Annotated in this window: 20 protein-coding genes and 1 pseudogene; 10 read left to right on the forward strand and 11 right to left on the reverse strand. The window is 61.5% G+C overall.

The window, feature by feature from the left end; all coding sequences use genetic code 11:
• Positions 1–60: 60 nt before the first annotated feature.
• Complete coding sequence (gene alaS / locus KQ933_RS08100) at positions 61–2715, reverse strand: alanine--tRNA ligase (protein WP_216758248.1); 2655 nt, start codon at positions 2713–2715, stop codon at positions 61–63.
• A 156-nt stretch (positions 2716–2871) separates the two neighbouring features.
• Complete coding sequence (recA, locus tag KQ933_RS08105) at positions 2872–3960, reverse strand: recombinase RecA (protein WP_216758250.1); 1089 nt, start codon at positions 3958–3960, stop codon at positions 2872–2874.
• Positions 3961–4189: 229 nt separating this feature from the next.
• On the opposite strand from recA, the gene KQ933_RS08110 reads away from it, so the two are divergent.
• Both KQ933_RS08110 and KQ933_RS08115 read left to right on the forward strand, forming a co-directional pair.
• Positions 4190–5134 (forward strand): carbohydrate kinase family protein, encoded by a 945-nt coding sequence (locus KQ933_RS08110; RefSeq protein ID WP_216758251.1) that lies wholly within the window; start codon positions 4190–4192, stop codon positions 5132–5134.
• A gap of 30 nt (positions 5135–5164) precedes the next feature.
• Complete coding sequence (locus tag KQ933_RS08115; protein WP_216758253.1) at positions 5165–6091, forward strand: pseudouridine-5'-phosphate glycosidase; 927 nt, start codon at positions 5165–5167, stop codon at positions 6089–6091.
• A gap of 115 nt (positions 6092–6206) precedes the next feature.
• Here the strand turns inward: KQ933_RS08115 and cckA are convergent, their stop codons facing one another.
• A complete protein-coding gene (gene cckA, locus KQ933_RS08120; protein WP_216758255.1) occupies positions 6207–8810 on the reverse strand; it encodes a cell cycle histidine kinase CckA in 2604 nt (867 codons plus the stop codon).
• 304 nt (positions 8811–9114) lie between these two features.
• Between cckA and KQ933_RS08125 the strand changes: the two genes are divergently transcribed.
• Positions 9115–10239 (forward strand): flagellar biosynthetic protein FliO, encoded by a 1125-nt coding sequence (locus KQ933_RS08125; protein ID WP_216758257.1) that lies wholly within the window; start codon positions 9115–9117, stop codon positions 10237–10239.
• A gap of 116 nt (positions 10240–10355) precedes the next feature.
• On the opposite strand, the gene dksA is transcribed toward KQ933_RS08125, so the two are convergent.
• Positions 10356–10775 carry an RNA polymerase-binding protein DksA gene (gene dksA / locus KQ933_RS08130; RefSeq protein ID WP_007826301.1) on the reverse strand — a complete coding sequence of 140 codons (420 nt, stop codon included), beginning with the start codon at positions 10773–10775 and terminating at the stop codon, positions 10356–10358.
• 277 nt (positions 10776–11052) lie between these two features.
• Here dksA and KQ933_RS08135 point away from each other — a divergent pair, with 277 nt between their 5' ends.
• The 4 genes from KQ933_RS08135 (at position 11053) to KQ933_RS08150 (ending at position 14933) form a co-directional block, all read left to right on the forward strand.
• Positions 11053–11547, forward strand: coding sequence for a histidine phosphatase family protein (locus tag KQ933_RS08135; RefSeq protein WP_183734913.1), 495 nt, complete (start codon positions 11053–11055; stop codon positions 11545–11547).
• 73 nt (positions 11548–11620) lie between these two features.
• Positions 11621–13096: a YcjX family protein gene (locus tag KQ933_RS08140; protein WP_216758259.1), complete on the forward strand. Its 1476-nt coding sequence runs from the start codon at positions 11621–11623 to the stop codon at positions 13094–13096.
• Positions 13093–14172, forward strand: a complete 1080-nt coding sequence (locus tag KQ933_RS08145) for a YcjF family protein (protein ID WP_216758261.1) — start codon at positions 13093–13095, stop codon at positions 14170–14172. Before KQ933_RS08140 ends, KQ933_RS08145 begins: the two co-directional genes overlap by 4 nt.
• Before the next feature lie 209 nt (positions 14173–14381).
• Positions 14382–14933: a hypothetical protein gene (locus tag KQ933_RS08150; RefSeq protein WP_183734910.1), complete on the forward strand. Its 552-nt coding sequence runs from the start codon at positions 14382–14384 to the stop codon at positions 14931–14933.
• Between the two features lie 218 nt (positions 14934–15151).
• Here the strand turns inward: KQ933_RS08150 and KQ933_RS08155 are convergent, their stop codons facing one another.
• Positions 15152–15328: a hypothetical protein gene (locus KQ933_RS08155; RefSeq protein WP_216758263.1), complete on the reverse strand. Its 177-nt coding sequence runs from the start codon at positions 15326–15328 to the stop codon at positions 15152–15154.
• Positions 15329–15525: 197 nt separating this feature from the next.
• Here KQ933_RS08155 and KQ933_RS08160 point away from each other — a divergent pair.
• A pseudogene (locus KQ933_RS08160) lies at positions 15526–15741 on the forward strand (hypothetical protein); the annotation flags it as partial.
• Positions 15742–15762: 21 nt separating this feature from the next.
• Positions 15763–16338 carry a cysteine hydrolase family protein gene (locus tag KQ933_RS08165; RefSeq protein WP_216758267.1) on the forward strand — a complete coding sequence of 192 codons (576 nt, stop codon included), beginning with the start codon at positions 15763–15765 and terminating at the stop codon, positions 16336–16338.
• Positions 16339–16356: 18 nt separating this feature from the next.
• Here KQ933_RS08165 and KQ933_RS08170 read toward each other — a convergent pair whose 3' ends face one another.
• The 6 genes from KQ933_RS08170 to folP all read right to left on the reverse strand — a co-directional run bounded on the left by KQ933_RS08170 (position 16357) and on the right by folP (position 19753).
• Complete coding sequence (locus tag KQ933_RS08170; protein ID WP_216758269.1) at positions 16357–16800, reverse strand: DUF421 domain-containing protein; 444 nt, start codon at positions 16798–16800, stop codon at positions 16357–16359.
• Positions 16801–16807: 7 nt separating this feature from the next.
• A complete protein-coding gene (locus KQ933_RS08175; protein ID WP_216758271.1) occupies positions 16808–17302 on the reverse strand; it encodes a hypothetical protein in 495 nt (164 codons plus the stop codon).
• Positions 17303–17477: 175 nt separating this feature from the next.
• On the reverse strand, positions 17478–17822 hold the full coding sequence (locus KQ933_RS08180; protein WP_216758273.1) for an oxidoreductase: 345 nt from the start codon (positions 17820–17822) through the stop codon (positions 17478–17480).
• An 85-nt stretch (positions 17823–17907) separates the two neighbouring features.
• Entirely contained in the window at positions 17908–18357 is a 450-nt protein-coding gene (gene folK / locus KQ933_RS08185; RefSeq protein ID WP_253958320.1) for a 2-amino-4-hydroxy-6-hydroxymethyldihydropteridine diphosphokinase, read from the reverse strand.
• Positions 18358–18418: 61 nt separating this feature from the next.
• Positions 18419–18784: a dihydroneopterin aldolase gene (folB, locus tag KQ933_RS08190; protein WP_216758276.1), complete on the reverse strand. Its 366-nt coding sequence runs from the start codon at positions 18782–18784 to the stop codon at positions 18419–18421.
• A gap of 75 nt (positions 18785–18859) precedes the next feature.
• Positions 18860–19753, reverse strand: coding sequence for a dihydropteroate synthase (gene folP / locus KQ933_RS08195; protein ID WP_216758278.1), 894 nt, complete (start codon positions 19751–19753; stop codon positions 18860–18862).
• A 102-nt stretch (positions 19754–19855) separates the two neighbouring features.
• Between folP and KQ933_RS08200 the strand changes: the two genes are divergently transcribed.
• The gene (locus KQ933_RS08200; RefSeq protein ID WP_216758280.1) at positions 19856–20485 is read left to right on the forward strand and encodes a DUF922 domain-containing Zn-dependent protease; all 630 of its coding nucleotides are present in this window, start codon (positions 19856–19858) and stop codon (positions 20483–20485) included.
• The last annotated feature ends 191 nt before the right edge of the window (positions 20486–20676 follow it).

Consider the following 20676-nt stretch of genomic DNA (forward strand, 5'->3'; position numbering starts at 1 on the left):
GCTGCGAAATCCATGATCTCGCAGCCGGTTTTCATTTCAAACAGTTCTCGGGTTCGGCGATTAGCCTGCGAGTGCCGCTGCAACAGCCTCAAGCGCCTCGTCGGCCTTGGCTCCGTCAGGGCCACCGGCTTGCGCCATGTCGGGACGGCCGCCGCCGCCCTTGCCGCCGAGCGCTGCAGAAGCGACACGCACCAGATCGACGGCGCTGAAACGATCCACGAGATCGGGCGTGACGGCAACGACAGCACTTGCCTTGCCATCCTCTGAAACGCCGATCAACGTCACGATGCCGGAGCCGATGCTGGACTTGCCGTCATCGGCGAGACCCTTCAAATCCTTCGGGTCGACGCCAGTCACGGCCTTGCCGAGGAACTTGACGCCGGCAACGTCGCGCACGGCATCGGCAGAACCGCCCTGCCCGCCGCCCATGGCGAGCTTGCGCTTGGCATCCGCCAGTTCCTTTTCGAGTTTGCGACGCTCGTCCATCAGCGCCTCGACACGGCCAAGAACTTCCGACGGCTGCACCTTCAGCGAGGCAGCGAGCGTCTTTACGCGATCGTCCTGCTCGGCCAGATATTCACGCGCCGATTCACCGGTAACCGCTTCGATACGGCGAACGCCGGCACCGACGGCGCTTTCGCCGAGGATGCGCACGAGGCCGATCTGGCCCGTCGCCGACACATGCGTGCCGCCACAGAGTTCGACCGAATAAGGCCTGTTGGCTTTGGCGCCATGCAGACCCGTTCCCATCGAAACGACACGCACTTCATCGCCGTATTTTTCGCCGAAGAGCGCCATGGCGCCTTCCGCAATGGCGTCGTCGACGCTCATCAGGCGGGTGGTGACAGGTGCATTCTGCAGAATGATCTCATTGGCCATCTCTTCGACGACTTTCAGTTCTTCTGCCGTCATCGGCTTCGGATGCGAAACGTCGAAGCGCAGGCGCTCGGGCGCGACCAGCGAGCCCTTTTGGGCAACATGGGTGCCGAGCACTTCGCGCAGCGCTTCATGCAGCAGGTGGGTTGCCGAGTGGTTGGCGCGCAGGCGCGAACGGCGGGCATGATCAACCGTCAGCACGACCGCATCGCCGTCCTTGAACGCGCCTTCGATGACAGTACCCAGATGCACGAACAGGCCCTCGCCCCTCTTCTGCGTATCTGAAATCTCGATCTTGCCGTGGTCGGACGAGATCACGCCGGTATCGCCCATCTGGCCGCCGGACTCACCGTAGAACGGCGTCTGGTTGACGACGATTTGAACCTTGTCGCCGGCCTTGGCTGCAGTCGAAATCGCGCCATCCTTGACGATCGCCTGCACCACGCCTTCAGCCGTTTCCGTGTCATAACCCAGGAATTCGGTCGCTCCGTGCTTTTCCTTGAGCTCGAACCAGACGGTTTCGGTTGCCTTCTCGCCGGAGCCGGCCCAGTGCGAGCGGGCTTCGGCTTTCTGGCGCTGCATCGCATCGGTGAAGCCGGAGATGTCGACGCCGATCTCGCGGGCGCGCAGCGCGTCCTGTGTCAGATCGAGCGGGAAGCCGTAGGTGTCGTAGAGCTTGAAGGCAGTCTCGCCGTCCAGCATGTCGCCCTTGCCGAGGTCCGTCGTCGCATCCGACAGCAGCGACAGGCCACGCTCCAGCGTCTTGCGGAAGCGGTTTTCCTCGAGCTTCAGCGTTTCGGAGATCAGCGCCTCGGCGCGCACCAGTTCCGGATAGGCGCGACCCATCTGCTGCACCAGAGTCGGCAGCAGCTTGTAGATCAGCGGTTCCGTGGCGCCGAGAAGCTGCGCATGGCGCATGGCGCGGCGCATGATACGGCGCAGCACGTAGCCGCGGCCCTCATTCGACGGCAGCACGCCATCGGCGATCAGGAAGGCCGACGAGCGAAGGTGGTCGGCGATGACGCGATGGCTTGCGGAACCTTCAGCCTTTACGCCCATCGTATCTTCGATGGCGCCGATCAGGGTGCGGAACAGGTCGGTGTCGAAGACGCTCTGGACGCCCTGCAGAACGGCGGCCATGCGCTCCAGACCCATGCCGGTATCGATAGACGGACGCGGCAGCGGGTTGCGCACGCCGGGCTCGGTCTGTTCGAACTGCATGAAGACGAGGTTCCAGAATTCCAGGAACCGGTCGCCATCTTCTTCCGGCGAGCCGGGAGGGCCGCCCCAGATATTCTCGCCCTGGTCGATGAAGATTTCCGAGCACGGACCGCAGGGGCCGGTATCGCCCATCTGCCAGAAATTGTCCGACGTCGGGATGCGGATGATCTTGTCGTCGGAGAAACCGGCGATCTTCTTCCAGAGCGTCGCAGCCTCTTCATCTTCGGAATAGACGGTTACCAGCAGGCGATTCTTCGGCAGGTCGAAACCTTCGGTGACGAGCTTCCAGGCAAGCTCGATCGCATTCTCCTTGAAATAGTCGCCGAAGGAGAAGTTGCCGAGCATTTCGAAGAAGGTCAGGTGGCGTGCGGTATAGCCGACATTGTCGAGGTCGTTATGCTTGCCGCCGGCGCGCACGCACTTCTGCGAGGTGGTCGCCGTCGAATAGGGACGCTTTTCGAGACCGGTGAAAACGTTCTTGAACTGCACCATGCCGGCATTGGTGAACATCAGCGTCGGATCGTTGCGCGGCACGAGCGGGCTCGATGGAACGATCTCGTGGCCGTTCTTCTTGAAGTAGTCGAGGAAGGTCGACCGGATATCGTTTACACCGCTCATTTCATGCCCTTCGATGCTGCCTGCAGGCAGGTAAAATTAAATCCATCGGCTTTTATCGTTCGACCTAGCCACTGTCCAGCAAACAAACAAAACCGGCCGCATTCTCGTTGGGGAATGCGGCCGGCAGGAAATCTGCTTCAACAGTAGAGGCGAAAATTACATATCGCCATCACCTGCATCGTCACCGGCGTCAGGTCCGCCATTCTGCAGGAAGCGGTCGGCGATCAGGCCGGCATTCTGGCGAAGCGCCGTTTCGATCTCGCGGGCGAGATCCGGATTGTCGCGCAGAAAAGTCTTGGCGTTTTCGCGGCCCTGGCCGAGGCGCTGGCTGTTGTAGGAGAACCAGGCGCCCGATTTCTCGACGATGCCGGCCTTGACGCCGAGATCGACGAGTTCGCCGGTCTTGGAGACGCCTTCGCCATACATGATGTCGAATTCGACCTGCTTGAAGGGAGGCGCCATCTTGTTCTTGACGACCTTGACGCGCGTCTGGTTGCCGATCACCTCTTCGCGTTCCTTGACCTGGCCGATGCGGCGGATGTCGAGACGGACGGAGGCGTAGAACTTGAGCGCGTTACCGCCGGTCGTCGTTTCCGGCGAACCGAACATGACGCCGATCTTCATGCGGATCTGGTTGATGAAGATCACCATCGTATTCGATTTGGAGATCGAAGCCGTCAGCTTGCGCAGCGCCTGGCTCATCAAACGGGCCTGCATGCCCGGCAGGTTGTCGCCCATTTCGCCTTCGATTTCGGCGCGCGGCGTCAGCGCTGCAACCGAGTCGACGACGAGCACGTCGATGGCGCCGGAGCGCACCAGCGTATCGGTGATTTCAAGCGCCTGTTCGCCGGTGTCCGGCTGGGAGATCAAAAGGTTCTGCAGGTCGACGCCGAGCTTGCGGGCATAGACCGGATCGAGCGCATGTTCGGCATCGACGAAGGCGCAGATGCCGCCCTTCTTCTGCGCTTCGGCAATGGTCTGCAGCGCGAGCGTCGTCTTACCGGAGCTTTCCGGACCGTAGATCTCGATGATACGACCCTTCGGCAGACCGCCGATGCCGAGAGCGATATCGAGGCTGAGCGAACCCGTGGAAACCGTTTCGATCTCGACGATGTTCTCGTTCGAGCCGAGTTTCATGATCGAGCCCTTGCCGAACGACCGCTCGATCTGTGAGAGTGCCGCTTCGAGCGCCTTGCTTTTGTCCACCGATTTGTCCTCTACGAGCCGCAATGAATTCTGAGACATTCGATCCACCTTTAGGTTATTGACGCTGCTCTAGCAATGTCGCCGCTGATGCGAAGTTTGTACCCGATTTGTTCTTATTTCGCAATGGGGTTGCAAATAATTGAAAGAAAAAGGTAAAACGGCCTGTGTTCTATTTTTGTTTTATCGATGCAAAGCAACGGCTTAATGCGTTTCGGCAAGTGAACGCGGCAGCTTTGCCCACCATTCGATTCGCCTGGGGAGTGCAGAAATGAGCCGCAAGATTCTCGTCCTCGGCGGCGCCCATATCGATCGCCGCGGCCGTATTGCCGGAGAGACGGCGCCTGGTGCCAGCAACCCCGGAACATGGTTCGAGGAACCGGGCGGCGGCGGCTTCAATGCGGCGCGTAATCTCGCCCGGCTCGGTTTCGACGTAACGATGATTTCGCCACGCGGCGGTGACCCGATCGGCGAGATGGTGAGCGAGGCGGCCGACTTTGCCGGCATCAACGACCGCCCCTTCGTGTTCCTCGATCGCAAGACGCCGAGCTATACGGCGATCATCGAGAGGGACGGCAACCTCGTCATCGCGCTGGCGGATATGGACCTCTACCGCTTCTTCGCGCCGCGGCGGCTCTCGATCCGCTGGGTGCGCGACGCCTTCGCCGCCACCGATTTCATCCTCTTCGATGCCAACCTGCCGGAGGAAACGGCAGTGGCGATCGTCGCAAAGGCAAAGGCACTCGGCAAGCCGGTCGCGGCAATCGCCATTTCGCCGGCCAAGGTCGTGCGCCTCCTGCCCTGCCTCGATGGCATCGACTATCTCTTCCTCAATGAGGCCGAGGCTGCGGCCCTTGTCGGTGACCGTCCGGAAGACGCGACCGCCTGGCCGTCCCTGCTCGGTGACATCGGCATTGGTGGTGCGGTCGTCACCCGCGGTCAGCGCGAACTCGTCGCCTTCAAGGATGGACGTGCGTTTGTCCTTCAGCCACCGATTTCGGACATTGTCGCCGATGTCACCGGCGCGGGAGATTCGCTGGCAGCCGGCACGCTCTCTGCGCTCATGCGTGGCCTGCCGCTCGAAGAGGCGGTCCGTCATGGCGCGGCGGCGGCAGCATTGACCGTGCAATCATCGCATGCCGTGAACGAAAATCTTTCGCCGGAACTGCTCCGAGACATGCTTTCGCTTGTCCCGGCGGCGAGAATTCTGCATTGAAGCCGCTAAATCGATAAACGGATACGGATCATGACCAAACCCATCTCGCCCCTGCTGCCGATCTCCTACTCGAAGGAAGTGGCCGCAGCCAAGCAGCGCGGCGCCCCGATCGTAGCGCTCGAATCGACCATCATCACCCATGGCATGCCCTATCCCGGCAATATCGAAATGGCGCGCAGCGTCGAAGCGATCATCCGCGACCAGGGTGCCGTTCCCGCGACCATCGCCGTTATCCACGGCACGCTGCATATCGGCCTCGAAGCTGCAGAGCTGGAGCAGCTCGCCCAGGCCAAGGACGTGATGAAGGTCTCGCGCGCCGATATCGCCTTCGCGATCGCCGAACGCCGCACCGGTGCGACCACCGTTGCCGCTACGATGATCGCGGCAGCTCGCGCCGGCATCAGGGTCTTCGCGACCGGCGGTATTGGCGGCGTGCATCGTGGCGCCGAAGAAACATTCGATATCTCCGCCGACCTCGAAGAGCTCGCCCGCACCGGCGTCATCGTCGTCTGCGCCGGCGCCAAGGCGATCCTCGATATTCCGAAGACGCTGGAAGTGCTGGAAACCCGCGGCGTGCCCGTCGTCACCTATGAAAGCGATGAATTCCCGGCCTTCTGGTCGCGCTCCTCAGGCATCCGCAGCCCTCTGACCCTGAACAGCCCGGCCGCGATCGCCAATTTCCAGACAACCCGCGAGCAGCTTGGCATCGAAGGCGGCATGCTGATCGCCAATCCTGTCCCGGAAGCCGACGAAATCGCCCGCGAGGAAATGGAGATCTATATCGAGCGCGCGCTCGACAGCGCCGAGCGCGACGAAATCACCGGCAAGGCGGTAACGCCTTACCTGCTGAGCACGATCTTCGACCTGACGGACGGCCAGAGCCTGAAGACCAATATTGCGCTTGTGGAGAACAATGCGCGGCTGGCGGCAGAGATTGCCGTGGCGCTTGGCGAGTGATTTTTGATGGGGCGGGCTGGTCCCGCCCTATTTTTGGGCTGTGCGTTTGGCCACTGCCTGCCGATAGGGTGTGCCCCACGGCACGGTCTCTCCGGTAACCGCCAGACGGTAATCTTCAGCTATCCAGCGTCTCTTTCACCACCACGGCCAGCTGCTTCAGCGAAAACGGCTTCGGCAGGAAGCCGAATTTGGCTTCCGGCGGCAGGTTGCGGGCGAATGCATCCTCGGCATAGCCTGACACGAAAATGAACTTCAGATCCGGATAGTTCTTGCGCAATTCGCGCAGCAGTGAAGGTCCGTCCATCTCCGGCATCACCACGTCGGAGACGACGATGTCCACCTTGCCTTCCAGCTCCTCCATGATCTCGAGGGCTTCGACGCCGGACCCCGCTTCATGGACCGTATAGCCGCGCGTCTCCAGCATGCGCTTGCCGCCGCGCCGCACGGCCTCTTCGTCCTCCACCAGCAGGATGACGGCCGAGCCGGTCAGGTCTTCCGGCTGCTGCGGCTGGACCAGTTCCACAACCTGCGCGCCGCCGGCCGCAACGGCTCGATCGGCGGCTTCGGCCTCAGCGGCAACTGCGGGCTCGACGATATGGCGCGGCAGGAAGATGCGGAAGGTCGTGCCCTTGCCGACCTCCGATTCCGGCTGGATATAACCGCCGGATTGCTTGACGATGCCATAGACCATGGCAAGGCCGAGACCGGTACCCTTGCCCACATCCTTGGTCGTGAAGAAGGGCTCGAAGATCTTGTCCATGATCTCGGGCGCAATGCCGGTGCCGGTATCGGTCACCTCGACCAGCACCATGTCTTCATGCGGCATGTAGGAATAGTTGAAGGCCGCAACTTCGGCTGCCGGCAGATTACGGGTGCGCAGCGTCAGCGTGCCGCCATCCGGCATGGCGTCGCGCGCATTGACGCAGAGATTGATCAGCACCTGCTCGAATTGCGAAAGATCGGTTTTGACCGGCCAGAGATCGCGGCCATATTCCACGTCGAGCTTGACATTGGTACCCGAAAGCAGCCGGTCGACCAGCATGCGCAGGTCGCCCACGACATCGGTCAGGTTCAACACCGTCGGCCGCATCGTCTGCTTGCGCGAGAAGGCGAGAAGCTGGCGCACGAGCACCGCAGCGCGATTGGCGTTGCGCTTGATCTCGATCAGATCGGCGAAGCTCGCATCGGCAGGCCGCGCCTGCAAGAGCAGGTGGTCGGAAGACAGCAGGATTGCCGTCAGCACGTTGTTGAAATCGTGTGCGATGCCGCCGGCAAGCGTGCCGACCGCGTTCATCTTCTGCGTCTGCGCCATCTGCGCTTCCAGCGCCTTCTGCTCGGTCACTTCGACCGCGTAGACAATGGCCGCCTCCTCGGGCGCCTCGTCGCTCTGGTCGATGACGGCATTCACATAGAAGCGGAAGAAACGCGCATCGTCCGTCGGCGTGCGGGAATCGATCGGCGCGATATCGCCCTGCCGGTCCTTGGCGGCGGCGAGTGCCGCGGCAAGCTGCGGCCGGTCGCTTTCCTGCACGATCGTTTCCAGAAGCGCGCCGCGCTCCAGATCGTCACGCGAGACGATATTGGAGAAGAGTTTCAGGAAAGGCGCGTTGGTGCGCAGGATCTTGCCGTTGCCATCGACGGAGGCAATCGCCATCGGCGTGTTGTTGAAAAAACGCGTGAAGCGCATGGCGGCTGCAGAAGCAGATTGCCCGTTCTCGCCGTCCTTGTCGCGCGTCAGCACGATCGTCCGGCTTTCGCCCGGCGCCCCGTCGCGCATGGAGGTGACACGGTGGATGATCTGCACCGGCAGGCTCTGGCCGTTGGATTTACGCAGGTCTAGGTCGAGCGTCACGGTCTTTTTCAGACCCGGCTCGGCCTGTACGGATTGGATCAGCGCCAGCCCCTCGCCCGCCACCAGATCGCCGATGTTCATCGAGCCCGGGATGAATTTAGTGAGATCGAGACCCAGCCATTCGGCAAGCGTCGCGTTCAGATAAAAGATCTCGCCCTTGCGCCCGGCTGAGAAGAAGCCTGATGGAGCATGGTCGAGATAGTCAATCGCGTTCTGCAGCTCCTTGAAGAACCGCTCCTGGTCCTCGCGCTCGGCGGTGATATCGGTGATCTGCCAGATCTGCAGAGGCTTGCCGTCGCCCTCTTCCGGCTTCAGTTGCCGGGCTTTCAGGCGGTACCAATGGGCGCCGGCGCTGCTCCCCGGTCCGACGGCGCGCAGCAGGCGGAATTCCTCGTGGCCTTCCCGGCCCTCGCGCAGGCCGTTTACCAGCCGGTAGAGCGCCTCGTTCGATTCGCGGTGGCGCGACAGCAGCGTTTCCAGCGTCTGCACCTCGGTCGCCTTGCGTGCGCCCGTCAGCGCCCCATAGGCGGCATTGGCGTAGACGATGCGGCCCTTGTCGTCAGTGATCAGCGTCCCGTCCGGATGGCTGTTCAGGAAAGCGCGCGCCAGGCCGTCGGACTGGCGCTGCGGCATCACCTCGATGAAGCCGATGACCGAGGATACCAGGAAGAAGATGCCGACCATGGCGAGAACGCCGAGACAGCCAAGCACCAACTCGTTGCCGAGCGAATCCTTGAAGAAGACGAAGGCTGCCGCCGCCGCAATCAGCACGATCGCCAGCAGGATGATGCGTATTGCCGTGCCAGAACGCCCCCCACGATCCACGAGCGGGGCGTTATAGTCGTCGACCTGACGCGATTTCGTCATCTATTCCTCGCATAAGCCCTTCCTGCCGCGCTCGTAACACCGCTACGAAGCAGGAATCAGGCAGTCTTTTCCTTCTTATCAACTTGCTGCGCCGGCAAAAACAGCAGGTTTCATCAGACTGCTTGAATTCACAGGCAAACGCGCCAATTTGCCCATAATCCCGCCGGTGCCGCAGCGAGCGTCGGGCCAAATAGCTGCACAACACGAAATCGCGTTCGCCGGTGACTGGACAGACCTGCCGGCTCTTGCCTAAGGAGCGGAAAAGTCGTCTGTTGTGCCATAATGCGAAATGGAGTGAGTGCCTATGTTCGATGATGTTGTAGGAGCTTACGGCAGCCGCTTCCTGCTTGCCGCCGGCGGCGTCGGTATTGCGCTCATCCTGCTCATCGCCATCCTGTGGTTTCTTCGCAACCGCGCGCCCTCGCCCTTCGTCCGCGGTGGCCGCAACCGCCAGCCGCGTCTGCAGGTGCTCGATGCCGCCGCCGTCGATGCCCGCCGTCGCCTGGTGCTCGTGCGGCGCGATAATGTCGAACATCTCGTCATGATCGGCGGACCCACTGATATAGTCATCGAAAGCCGCATCCTGCCGGAATCGGAAGCCGAAACGGCCGCTGAGTTCCGCCCGCAGCCGGTCGTGGAGCGCCCAGTCGTCCAGGAACCGTCTCTCGTCCAGCCGCGCCGCGAGCCGCCGCCGGCCCCGCAGCCGCGACCGGTTGCCGCTTCCGTCGCGCCGCCAGTAACGGCAAGCTCCGAACCTGATTTCGAAACCTATATGCCGACGCCGACACCCGCCCCTGTCATCGCCCCGCCTGCCGAGCCTATCCGCCAGCGTGCCGAGCCCCCGGTCGCTCCGGCTGTGGCCCCGCCCATGACTGCTCAGCAAATGTCTGCTCAGCAAATGCCGAGCCAGCCGGAACGTTCCGCTCCGCAGATGTCGGCTCCGCTCACAGCCGAGCGTGACGGCCTGCAGCGCGCGCCGCAGGTTCAGCCGCGCCAGTCCGAACGCCCGGCTCCGCAGCCGGTGCCGGATGCGGCCAACGCCGCCGATATCCTCGATGCAGCCCGCCAGCGGGTGTTGCCGCAGCAACGCATCGAACCGGAAGTTTCCACGCCCCCTGCTCAAGGCATCCCCACCGTTTCGCGCGGCGCACCAGTGGCGACGGAAGATGGCGGCGTGCAATCGGCTGCCATCCGCCGGGACTTCCAGCGCATCCTGGATGAGGAAATAACCGGTAATGTCGCCGCAGACCGCGTGGTTCCCGCGCCCAATGCCCAGCAGCCGCGCCCTGCCCCGCAGCCCGCCTCTTCTCAGCCTGGATCAATGCCGCGCCGCGACCCCGAAATGGCGCCGATCACAGGTGCGGATGCAGCACTTCAGAAGGAAGTCGCCCGCATCTTCGGCGAAATGAGCGTCAACCGCGACAAGTGAGCGGGAGCGCCAGATAAAAGCCGGGGCCATATGGCCCCAGAGCAAAGGGCACTAAAACAAAAAAAGGCACCGCGGTCGTCTCGCGGCGCCTTTTTTCATTGTCGGTCCGGAACCGATTATTCGTCCCGGTAAACCTTTTCGCGCCGCTCGTGGCGTTCCTGCGCTTCGATCGACAGCGTAGCGATTGGCCGGGCGTCGAGACGCTTGAGACCGATCGGTTCGCCGGTTTCCTCGCAGTAGCCGTAGGTGCCATCTTCAATGCGTTGCAGGGCTGCGTCGATCTTGGAGATCAGCTTTCTCTGACGGTCACGGGCGCGAAGTTCGATCGCCCGATCGGTTTCGGAGGATGCACGATCTGCGAGATCAGGGTGGTTTGCGCTTTCCTCAGCCAGATGGTCGAGCGTTTCGCGCGCTTCTCTAAGGATATCGTTTTTCCAGGCAACCAGCTTGGCTCTGAAATAAGCGCGCTGGTTCGTATTCATGAACTCCTCGTCTTCCGAGGGAACATAATTGCTAAGATCGATCTTCTCACTCAACGCGATTCTCCTGAAGAACATCTCATCTGGCGGGCTGTATATCCCAAGCGCTATCAGCGATTCAAGCCAAATAAGACACGTAAACAGATTTTTAAATCTGTCATAAATTTGAGCTAACAGTCTATTTTCTCACCATTATTCCGAGCGGTGATTCTCACCTCGCATTCAAAATGCCGTGTTGCGACCGCCCTTTTGCGCTCACGAAAGCCTTTCGACAGTTGACGTCGCCGGACCGCAGCCGCTACTTAAAAGGCTCCGCTCGAAGCTGGATTTGCCCATGGTCGCCCTCCTGCCTCCACCGCACCGGATCTACCTCCTCCGTCATGCCCAAGCTGCCCAGGCCGAGCCCGGACAGCGCGATTTCGACCGCCCGCTGAGCGAGAAGGGGTTTGGGGATGCCGAGATCGTCGCCGACCGTGCTGCCGACAAGGGCTACCGTCCGGATATCCTCATCAGTTCGACGGCGCTCCGCTGCCGTGACACCGCGGAGGCCGTGCATCGCGCCATGGGCGAAACGCTGGATATGCGTTTTGTCGACACGCTCTATAATGCCTCCGTCGATACCTATCTCGAAATCCTCGACACACAGGATGTGGGGAGCGTCATGCTCGTCGGCCATAACCCGACCATGGAACAGGCCCTATCGGCACTGATCGGCCACAAGGCGATGGCGGCCTCTTTGCCGAAGGGCTTCCCAACGGGCGGTCTCGCCGTCATCGACTACGTCACGACGACTGCGGCGTGGCGTCTCGTCGATTTCGTCACCGACTGAGCTTTTCGCGCCGCTTCTTTTTCGGGCAGCGGCCCTTTCCTATATTGCAGGCAGTGCCATCAGGGATTCCGATTTGCCGCCACGCCTGACCTCCTTTGCCGACGATGCGCTGATCGCGCTGGATAATCTTGCAGACCGCGCCAGCGGTCTGGTCAATCCGACCATCCGGCTCGGCGTCACCGGCCTTTCCCGCTCCGGCAAGACCGTCTTCATTTCCTCGCTCGTCCATAATCTCCTGCATGGCGGCCGCCTGCCGCTGTTCGAGGCGGTGCAGTCCGGCCGCGTGTCGGCCGCGCGCCTTGAGCCGCAGCCGGACGATGCCGTGCCGCGCTTCCAATATGAGGATCACATCCGAGCGCTGGTGAAGGAGCGCAGCTGGCCGGATTCCACCCGCGCGATCTCCGAACTGCGCATCACGCTCGATTATCAGAGCGCCAGCTCCTGGGCACGCATGTTCTCGCCCGGTCGCCTCTCGATCGATATCGTCGATTATCCCGGCGAATGGCTGCTTGACTTGCCGCTGCTCGGCAAGGATTTCCGAACTTTCTGCGAGGAAACCATCGCGCTTGCCACCACCGGCATCCGCGCCGAGCTGTCGAGCGCCTGGCTGACGTTGACGAAAGCCACTGACATCACCGCTTCCGCCGATGAAATGGTGGCCCGCGACCTCGCCACCAGCTTCGCCGACTATCTGAAAGCCTGCAAGGCCGATGAGCGCTCGCTCTCCACCCTGCCGCCCGGCCGCTTCCTGCTGCCCGGCGATCTCGACGGTTCGCCTGCATTGACCTTCGCGCCGCTTGCCTTGCCCCCCGAGGGCCGGCCGGAGCGTGGCTCGCTCTGGGCGATGATGGAGCGCCGCTACGAGGCCTACAAGTCCGTCGTCGTCAAACCCTTCTTCCGTGAGCACTTCGCTCGCCTCGACCGGCAGATCGTGCTGGTCGATGCGCTGCAGGCCATGAACCGCGGGCCGGAAGCCGTGCAGGATCTGGAGCGCGCGCTGACCGATGTGCTTGCCTGTTTCCGCCCCGGCAGCAATTCCATCCTGTCGTCGATGCTCGGCCGGCGCATCGACCGCGTGCTGGTCGCCGCCACCAAGGCCGATCATCTGCATCATGAAAGCCATGACCGGCTGGACCGGCTGACGCGCCGCCTCGTCGATCGCGCGATCGACCGTATCGGCATGGCCGGCGCCGGCATCGATGTCATGGCGCTTGCCTCAGTGCGCGCCACGCGGGAGGCCACTGTACGTCAGGATGGCCACGACCTGCCCGTCATCGTCGGCACGCCGATGGCAGGCGAGAAGATCGCCAAGGAGACCTTCGACGGCGAACGCAAGACGGCGATCTTCCCCGGCGACCTGCCGGAAAATCCCGAATCCCTGTTCGAGCGCATCGAGGCCGGCGACACCTCTGTCGAACTGCCCGACGTCAATGTCGTGCGCTTCCGCCCGCCGCAGCTCGAGGAAACCGGTGGCGGCATAAAACTTTCCGTGCCGCATATCCGCCTCGACCGTGCCATGCAGTTCCTGTTCGGAGACCGCCTCGCATGAGCAAGCCGCCGATCGACCAGCCCAATCCGCCACGCCGCGCGCCCGCCGCCTTCACTTATGAAGACGAGGATACGACGGCCGAAGTCCCGCGCGCCGCGCGCCGCAAGCCGGCAAGTTTCTCCGGCGAAGTGGTGCTGACATCAGATGAGGAAGATCCCTTCCTCAATCCGGAACAGGATCTGAGCCCGTTGCCGGTCGCTGCCTCGCGCAAGCGCCGCACCTCCTTTGCCAGCATCGCCGCCGGCGCCTTCGGCATTCTGTTGTCCCTCGCCTTCGGCCTCTGGACCGACCGGCTGATCCGCGATCTCTTCAGCCGCGCCGACTGGCTGGGTTACGCCGCGCTCGCCGCGCTCGCAATCGGCATCCTCGCCGTCATCGCCATCGTCATCAGGGAGGCGGCGGGCATGATGCGGCTTGCCGCGGTGCAGGCCATCAAGGCCGAGGCCGATGCCGCGATCCTCGAAACTCGCCCGGCCAAAGCCCGCGCGGTTGTCGCCCGCCTGACTGGCCTTGTCGACGCCAAGCCGGAAACAGCAAAGGGCCGCACCACGCTGAAGGCGACTGAAGGTGAGGTCATCGACCCCCCGCATCTGATTGCGCTTGCCGAGCGCGAGCTTCTCGGCCCGTTGGACTGGCAGGCGCGCGCGCTGATCGTCAACTCTTCAAAGCGCGTCTCGATCGTCACGGCGGTCAGTCCGCGCGCCATCGTCGATCTTCTCTACGTGCTCTATGAGGCCGCTCGCCTGATCCGTGCCATGGCCGAACTCTATGGCGGTCGGCCGGGCACGCTCGGCATGATCAGATTGATGCGCGACGTGCTCGCCCATCTTGCGGTGACCGGCTCGATTGCCGTCGGCGACAGCCTCGTGCAGCAAGTGCTGGGCCACGGCCTCGCCTCAAAACTTTCCGCCCGACTCGGCGAAGGTGTCATCAACGGGCTGATGACGGCGCGGATCGGCATTGCCGCCATGGATCTCTGCCGTCCGCTGGCCTTCCGGGCACTGAAGCGGCCGGGAATCGGCGACTTCATTGGCGACCTGACGCCCTCGATGACGGCGCGCAACGGCAATCCGTGAAGAAGACGCCGGATTCGACACATTTGTGCCTTCTTGCGCAGGGCGGAGAATTTCCAGCGGATTCAATGCGCTAAAAGCATATCCTGAGAATCCTTACCTTGCGAAAGCCCTGTGTTTCCACGCATTTCAGTGCCCCGGAAAGAAAGCATTAACCATTCTCCGGCAAAACTTCCTGCCAGTTCCCGAGTGGTGTTTGCCAAGGAAAATCCATGTACTCGCGCAAGTTTCTTTTTGTATGCGGCCTGGCCGCCGCGGCATTGTCTCCGGTAGCAGACGTCGCTTCCAACGCCACTGCGGCGACCCGCGACAAGGCCTTCTTCGAATCCGTCGCCGGCACCTGGAAGGGTCCGGGTGAAATCGTCGCCGGCAAGTACAAAGGCACGAAATTCACCTGCAATCTCGTCGGTTCGCCAGCCGATGATTCCTCCGCCGGCATCAAGCTAGACGGCACCTGCCGCGTTGGCGTGTTCAAGCAGCCGATGACCGCCGTGATTTCCCAGTCCGGCTCTACCTACAAGGGCAAGTTCCTTGACGGAGCCGAAGGCAAGGGTCTCGACGTCGTCTCCGGCGCCGTCACGGAAGATACCGTCGTCGTCGGCATCAACCGCGCCAAGCTGAACGGTGCGATGATTGCCCGTGTGCGCGACGACAAGACCATGAACGTCACCGTTTCGGTCAAGGTCGAAAGCCAAATGGTCCCGGTCATCGGTCTGACGCTCACCCGTCAGGTCGACGAAATGGCCGTTGGTTCGATCCAGTAAGCCACTCATTGCAGACGGATTTTCCTGAAGCGGCGGTTTTCCGCCGCTTCAGCTTTTGGACGTGGGAGACCAGGTTCTGTCCGGATCGTGCGAGCAGGCAACCCGTTCGGCTGCTCTAGAAGCCGCCGCTCACATGGCGCCATAGAGGCCTGAGATACTGAAACGAAGACATGAAAAAAGCCCGCTTCTGCGGGCTTCTTTCCAGATTGGTCGGATTTTTAGCGAGTGTTTTTATGGCTTTGATGACCGGCCTTCACATGCTGTTCATGCGTGCCGCCGCGGGTACCCGAACTGGGTTGATTGTTGGCAGACGAAGCCTGTTGTGAACTGGCATTCTTGTGGCTCTGCTGGCCTGACTTGACGTGCTGTTCGTGTGAACCGCCTTGGTTTGCCATGATCAATTCTCCTTTCTCATGATTGCGAGATCGGCTCATCGCCGCCTCGGTAGGGAGAACTATGCCGGCCTGCCCCTGTTCCGCATTTTAATATTTCGTGATGGTCTCGGATCATTTCCCGTCACGCACCGTTCTCCGTAATAGCGGGGGCTGGTCCCTGCGCATCCCCGGAGGCAAAAGACATGAACACGATCAACACGGATACGGAAACCAGGAGCCTGAAGCTCGCCAAGGAATATCTGCGCCTCGGCGGACACCGCCGCTCCAAGATCGACGATAACATCACCACCGTGCGCCAGTGGGAGAAGGATCCGCCGGAGGCCGAACGCTTCTGGCAGGAGCAGGTGCAGCCGCTTTCTGCAGCTGACCGCAAGCAGGTCGAGGATTTCCTACCCAGCATCAATTCGCCCTGATTGCAGGAAGCTTAAGGTCCGATGCCCGGCAATTGGATCCATCTCTGCATCGACATGCAGAGGATGTTCGCGGAACAGACAGCATGGCATGTGCCGTGGATGGCGACGGTATCGCCGCAGATTGTTGAACTCTCAGGGCGGTATGCGGAGCGAACGGTTTTCACGCGCTTCGTCCCGCCGCCGACCGCTGATGCCATGCCGGGCATGTGGAGGAACTATTACGAAAAATGGCCGATGATGACCGGCGAACACTTGCTGCCGGAACTCGTGGATATCGTTGCCGATCTGAAACGTTTCGCACCGCCTGCGCGCATCCTCGACAAGCGAACCTATTCTCCCTGGGTCGACGGGCGGCTCCACAAAACGCTCGCTCAGGAAAAGATCGAGGCCATCGTCATTACCGGCGGCGAAACGGATATCTGCGTGCTCGCGGCAGCACTCGGCGCAATCGATCTCGGCTATCGCGTCATCCTGTTGAAGGACGCCGTCTGCAGCAGCGCTGACGAAACGCATGACGCTACGCTCGAACTGCTGGGCGGCCGATTTTCAGTACAGGTGGAGATTACCGAAACGGATGCATTCCTCTCGGCTCTCTGATCCGCCGTTCCCCCTCCCTCACTCCTTCGGAATGATGCTTATATTTCCGCTCACCTCGAGAATTGCAAACCGGATATCTTTGACACTCTCGATGCCCTGCTGCGTTCTTGCGGCTTCCATCACATCGTCTGGCTGAAGTCTCGATCCCCTCAGTGCGGCCTCATCGTAGACCCCGTTGGTAACGAGGACGGTCGGAACGCCGTCGATCAATCTGGCTGTGCGGCGCGACCAGCGCTTCAGATAGGAAAGGGCGATGTCGGTCGTAAACAACGTGAGGATCAGGAGCACGGCGTTGGTGATCGAATAGTCGTCGCCCAGCATGGCCTGCTGGGTCGTCTCCGAAATCACCAGCACGATGACCAGATCGAACGGTGTCATTTGAGCGAGCGTACGCCGCCCCGACAGCCTGATGATCATCAGCAGGATGAAATAGATGGCGATACCGCGAACGACTGCATCCATCAGCACCTCACGGCAAGACGATGACCGAACGTTCGACGACGTCCTGGCCAATACCGATGCGGAAGGAGCGCAGCCCCGGCTTCTGCGTCTGAAGCCTCAGAATCACCTTGCTCGCCGCGATGGCGTCGGCAGGAAAGACATAGCCGATACGCCCGTTCTCGTAGTCCGTCGCTTCCTGCGGCGGTTCGATGCTTTCGATGGAGAAGATCGTCAGGAAATCGGGATCGACAACGAACCTGCGGTCCGAAGAGGATGGTAGGAAAAAGACGCGCAGCTCGTCGGGCGCATTCCACCGCGTGATGATCGGAAGTTCGAGGCTGCCGCCGGCAAGCTTCGTTTCCTGTTGGGAGAGAGGCCCGCCGCGCCCGAGCGCTCCGAAAAGCGCGGCGATGAGAATGGCGGCAAAGCCGACCCATGCCCAGCGCTGCGCACGCCAGATGCGCTCCTGGAAGCGAGTGTGATCTTCGATGCCTTCGGGAAGGCTGCGGCTCGTGTTCGGCATGTCGGCACCTGAAGAAGCGGCCTTTCCGGCTCCCGTTGAATTGCCTCATGATATTTCCAGCTTGGTCGCCACTCTGAGTTAGAGCAGCCGGCGCAGGCGACAAGGCGTTGCTAACGCAAGGAAAAGCCCCGCATGGCGGGGCCTTTGAGAATTGTTCAAGTCTTGCAGCCTGCTCTCAATGGCAATCCTGCTGACTGTCGGGGCTGGGATGCGCCGTGTTGTCGTTCTGTGTGGAGGCGCCGCCGCTCTGCGGCCGGCAATTGTCGCCGTTTGCATCGCTGTTGCCGAGCGAGTTGTTGCCCGCATTGTTGCTGCTATTCACCGAAGCGGTCGAATTATCGTCGGTCCCGCTGCCGTTCTGCGAACCGCTGCCGCTTTGGCTATTCGTATTGCCGGACATGCCCGTACCGTTGCCGCCGGAATTGCTGCCGGCGCCGCCGGTACCGCCACTCGACTGTGCAAAGGCCGACGTAGCCATGCCGAGCGTCAGCAACGATACTGCAATGATTTTCATGCCCATGATTTTCTCCTTGGGTTTGCTTACCAAGGGTCAACCGGAGCGCTTCCAGAATGTTCCGATCACAGAATTCAAAAGCTTCAGCCGTTCAAGGCTTGCGCCACCAATCACGGCTGTCGTTTGCGATCTCGATTCCCGTGATATCTGCGCTGGCCAGCCAATCGGCCACCACCCTACCCCGAACCACAAGCTCTGGCGCGATATCGGCAAGCGGCATCAGCACGAAGCCCCGCTCCGTCATGCGCGGATGCGGCAGTTCCAGCCGCGGCGCATCCTGCTCGATGCCCTCATAAGTCAGCACATCGATGTCGAGCGTGCGCGGCCCCCAGCGCTCGATACGCTCGCGCTTCATCTGCCGCTCGATCGACAGGCAGAGATCGAGCAGCGCTTCCGGAGCAAGCCGTGTTTCCACAGCCGCGCAGGAGTTGAAGAAATGGGACTGGTCGGTCTTGCCCCAGGGCGGCGTGCGGTAAAGCCGCGACACTGCCGCCACCCGGCAATCCGCGTCGGCATCGAGCCGCGTGAGTGCCGCGGCCATGGACTTGACCGGATCGCCGATATTGCCGCCGAGGCCGAGCGTTGCGAGAGGGAATCCGGGATCAGACACGATGCTCAACGGTCACCTGCACGAAGTCGAGCACGCCGGGGATAGGCGCATTCGGCTTGCGCACCGTGATCTTGGCCCTGATGATCTGCGGGAATTTCTTGCAGAGCCCCTTGGCGATATCGAACGCCAGCGCTTCAATCAGGTAACGCCGCTGGCCGACGACGATTTCTTCGATGATGGTGAAGGCGGTGCCGTAGTGGACGGTCTCATCGATGGAATCGTTTTCCAGTGCACTGCCCGCTTCCACCTCCAGTTCGGCATCCACGAAAAAGCGCTGGCCGAGGAATTCCTCTTCGGCATGCACGCCGTGGCGGGCGAAGAAGGCGCAGTTCTGCATCAGGATCGTATAGGTACTCATGACGGCCTCCCCCTAAAGAATGTCCCGCAAAAGTGCGTAGCGGTTTTGCGACAACGACATGCGTAGAACACAGACTTAAAGCGTGGCATGCGGATCTGACAGATCGTGACACGCTTTAGAAGTGTCGTTCCGGGCGGCCAGCATAGCATCGGCTACGGCAAGCGCATCCCTGTTGATTGCGACATTGTGTACCCGGAAAACAGCCGCGCCTTGAACCCGCAAGAGCGCGCTGGTCGCGGCCGTCGCCGCATCGCGCTCCGCCGGCTCCCGGCCCGTGACGGCACCGAGGAATCGCTTGCGCGAGGTGCCGGCAAGGAGCGGCAGGCCGAAGCGGTGCAGCTCTTCGAAACGCGCCATCAGTTCCATATTTTCTCCCGGCGTCTCCTTGGCAAAACCGAAGCCGGGATCGAGTACGATACGGTCACGCAGGACGCCGGCAGCCGAAGCGATCTCCAGCGAACGATCGAGAAAGAAAATCTGGTCATCGATGATATCGGCAAGCTTCTGCCGGTTGCGGCCCGTATGCATGATGCAGAGCCCCGCCCCGGTCTCGGCCGACAGCGCGGCGATTTCAGGCTCCTTCTGCAAGCCAAAGACGTCGTTGACGATATGGGCGCCGGCACTGATGGCAAGTCGCGCCGTTTCCGCGCGATAGGTATCAACGGAAATCAAGGCTTGCGTGCGTCCGCTGAGCGCCTCGATGACGGGCAGTACCCGCGCCTGTTCCTCCGCCGCGCTGACGGAAGCCGCATCCGGCCGCGTCGACTCGCCGCCGATATCGAGGATTTCGGCGCCGTCCGCGACCGCCTGCAGCGCGTGCTCGACGGCGCTGTCGACCGTCTGATAACGCCCGCCGTCGGAGAAGGAATCCGGCGTCACGTTGACGATCGCCATGATTACTGAGCGCTTGCCGAGCTTGATCTCGCGACCATGGGCCACACGCCAGAAACTGCTATCGAGCTGATTCACCAGTCTAATCCCGTCACTAACGAAAAAAGCCGCTATCCGATATTGCGCTTACCGTGGCTATGCCCCAAGCTCCGCCAAACTTCAACACAGGTTCAGTTCAGAATGCCGCTTGCGTTGCGTTATATGCGCCTTCCCATCGCCTTTTCCATGATTGCCCTTTTCCTCTGCAGCCCCGCGGCAGCCGAAGTCATTGCAACGAAAAGCTATTCCTACTTCGATATCAAAGGAAAGACAGCCGACGAGCTTGACGATGAGCTGAGCCGCCGTGGCCCGACAGCGAACGGCTCCTCTGCCCGCCATCCCGGCGCCACCAAGATCCGTTTCGGCGGTGAAGCGACCTATATCCAGGAAAACGGACGTTGCCGCGTCGGCAACGTCAAGGTCACCGTCCACACGCAGATCATCATGCCGCGCTGGGGCAACCGCAAGGGCACGAGCCGCGAGCTGTCGATGATATGGGATGCCTTGTCGAGCGATATCAGGCGCCACGAGGAGCGCCATGCCGAGATCGCCCGCACTCAGGCCCGCGTCATGGAGCGCGAACTCAAGGCGCTCCCGTCGCAGCGCAATTGCGAGGCCATGCAGGAACTCGTCTCGAATGTGTCGGCTCGCGGAATAGAGGAGCATGACAAGCTGCAGGCCCGATTCGATCGCGTCGAAGCCGTCAATTTCCAGAATCGCATGTTGAGACTGCTCAACAATAGACTCAAGGGCAAAGGCGGCGAAAGATAAGCTCTTTTCAGCCTCAAGGCGAGTAGGGATCGTTAGCTGCACAATGAAACTTGTGCGAAACTTGTGCGCTTCCCAGCCTTTTACCGATCATTTTTCATTCTGGTGGACTCAACCGGAAAGCGGTAATATGACTATATTCGAAAGTGCAGTAAGGCAGCTGGCTTTCGTGACTGTGTTCTCCTGGCGCGTTC

Source organism: Rhizobium sp. WYJ-E13, from assembly GCF_018987265.1.
Lineage (GTDB): Bacteria > Pseudomonadota > Alphaproteobacteria > Rhizobiales > Rhizobiaceae > Rhizobium.